2 protein-coding genes are annotated in these 2,058 nt (G+C 39.1%); both read left to right on the plus strand.

The window, feature by feature from the left end:
- Positions 1–125 precede the first annotated feature (125 nt).
- Positions 126–1,166 (plus strand): alpha/beta hydrolase, encoded by a 1,041-nt coding sequence (locus Q0Q99_RS10090; protein WP_293895197.1) that lies wholly within the window; start codon positions 126–128, stop codon positions 1,164–1,166.
- 548 nt (positions 1,167–1,714) lie between these two features.
- The gene (locus Q0Q99_RS10095; protein ID WP_293895200.1) at positions 1,715–1,909 is read left to right on the plus strand and encodes a hypothetical protein; all 195 of its coding nucleotides are present in this window, start codon (positions 1,715–1,717) and stop codon (positions 1,907–1,909) included.
- Positions 1,910–2,058: the final 149 nt, after the last annotated feature.

A 2,058-nucleotide genomic window follows, 5' to 3' on the forward strand; every position in this document is an offset into this window, starting at 1 on the left:
GTTTTTTTTAAACAGAGTATATTATGAAGCGTAAAAAAGGTCATAATTACCTTTTAAAATGCATTCTGATTGTGATTGTAGTTATTATGTTTAAGTTCACAGTAAATTAATTCAAATCTAAAAAAATGAAAAAATTAATTCTAAAAAAAGCGGTCATTATTATTATTATAGTGGTTGCCGCTGCTGATTCAGCCGCGCAAACCATTGATCCGGAGCAAGATACTCATATTGAAAGCAATGTGAAGGCATTTTTAAAAGTGCTTAATTCGGGAACGGGAAAACCAACAGAACAGCTGAGTCCTAAAGATGCCCGAGCGGTGCTTTCAACTGCTCAATCATCTGTAAATGTTGACCTTTCGGGAATTACTGTTTCAGAAAAAACAATTACGCAGGATGGATTGACTATTAAACTTAATATCGTTAAGCCATCAGATACGAAAGAAATTTTGCCGGTCTTTATGTTTTTTCATGGCGGAGGATGGGTATTGGGAGATTTTCCGACACATGAACGGATGATACGAGATATTGTCGTGTCATCCGGCGCTGCAGCAGTATTTGTCAACTATACTCCATCGCCAGAGGCACATTATCCTATGGCAATAAATCAGGCTTACGCCGCCACAAAATGGGTTGCAGAAAACGGGAAAGATATTGGAGTAAACGGGAAAAAATTAGCTGTGGCGGGCAATAGCGCAGGTGGTAATATGGCCACCGTAGTTGCACTGATGGCCAAAGATAAAAAGGGTCCTGAAATAAAGCTTCAGGTTTTATTTTGGCCCATCACTAATGCAAACTTTGAAACTGAATCGTACAATAAATTTGCGACAAAGCGATTTTTGACCAAAAATGTCATGATTTGGTTCTGGGACAATTATACGACCAATACAATTCAACGTAAAGAAATTTATGCCTCGCCGCTTTTAGCGACGAAGGAACAATTAAAAGGTTTGCCTCCTGCTTTAGTGATGACTGCAGAAAATGATATTTTACGTGATGAAGGGGAAGCTTATGCGCGTAAACTCGATGAAGCGGGTGTGAAAATAACTGCAACCCGATACAACGGAATGATCCATGATTGGGGATTGCTTAATGGATTGAGCACTGTGTCGGGAACGAAATCGGTGTTGTTGCAGGCTGCGGCGGAGTTGAAAAAGGCATTTAAATAAGTTGATTTTAAATGTTTAGCGATTTTGAATGTGTACTAACCGGATAACTATCTTCCTATAGAAACTACCGAATCAGATGACCGTAGAAAAAATATTACACATTTTTCATCAAAATCGTGGCATTTTTACGGGCAGTCATATATAATTTTTTAGCGTCCGGCTGAATGTTTGCGACAACCTCTTGAATGTTCCCTGCGTACTCTTGTGTGTTTCCGGCGTCCTCTTGAATGTTTCAAAAGTCCGCTCAAATGTTTCCGGCATCCGCTTTAATGTTTCAAGAGTGCGCTCAAATGTTTCCGGCGCCCGCTTGAATGTTTCCGGCGTCCGCTTGAATGTTTCAAAAGTCCGCTCAAATGTTTTTGGCGTCCGCTTGAATGTTTTGCGCTTCCGCTAAAATGTTTTCGGCGTATAGTCAAAGACCTTAGATGTGTTTTGTATGATCTTTTGCTTCAATAAAAAATATTTTTGATAAAATTTATTTCAAATCGTTTATTTTAAGAAATTATAACTAATTTGGCTTGACAATTATTTAATAAAAATATAAAAAAATGAAAGAAAAGTATTTACCTACATCCGAAGCAAAGAAAACGCTTTGGATTCAGAATTTTGGAAGCAAGCTGCCAACTTATGCACTCAAGTATGGCATTTTGCCCGCAGCGGTTGAAGATGTTCAATTGGGCGCAACCAACTATCTGTATTGGATGGACTATGCATTCAAACAAAGCGAGTATTCAAAAAACTGAACGCCTTTAAAAATGATTTAGCAAATGGTTCAGCAGGCACGCTTACCGCACCGGTTGCCCCGGAAGCGACAGCTGCCCCGGCCTTGCCTGAGTCAGGGATTTTTAAAAGAATATCAGTCATCGTTGATGGCATGAAAAAAAGCAGTGTT

The sequence above is a fragment of the Flavobacterium sp. genome, from assembly GCF_025352425.1.
Lineage (GTDB): Bacteria > Bacteroidota > Bacteroidia > Flavobacteriales > Flavobacteriaceae > Flavobacterium.

Bases quoted from the DNA above. Each gene is read 5' to 3' on its own strand.
- Q0Q99_RS10090 (WP_293895197.1), top strand. From the start codon at position 126: ATGAAAAAATTAATTCTAAAAAAAGCGGTCATTATTATTATTATAGTG.
- Q0Q99_RS10095 (WP_293895200.1), top strand. From the start codon at position 1,715: ATGAAAGAAAAGTATTTACCTACATCCGAAGCAAAGAAAACGCTTTGG.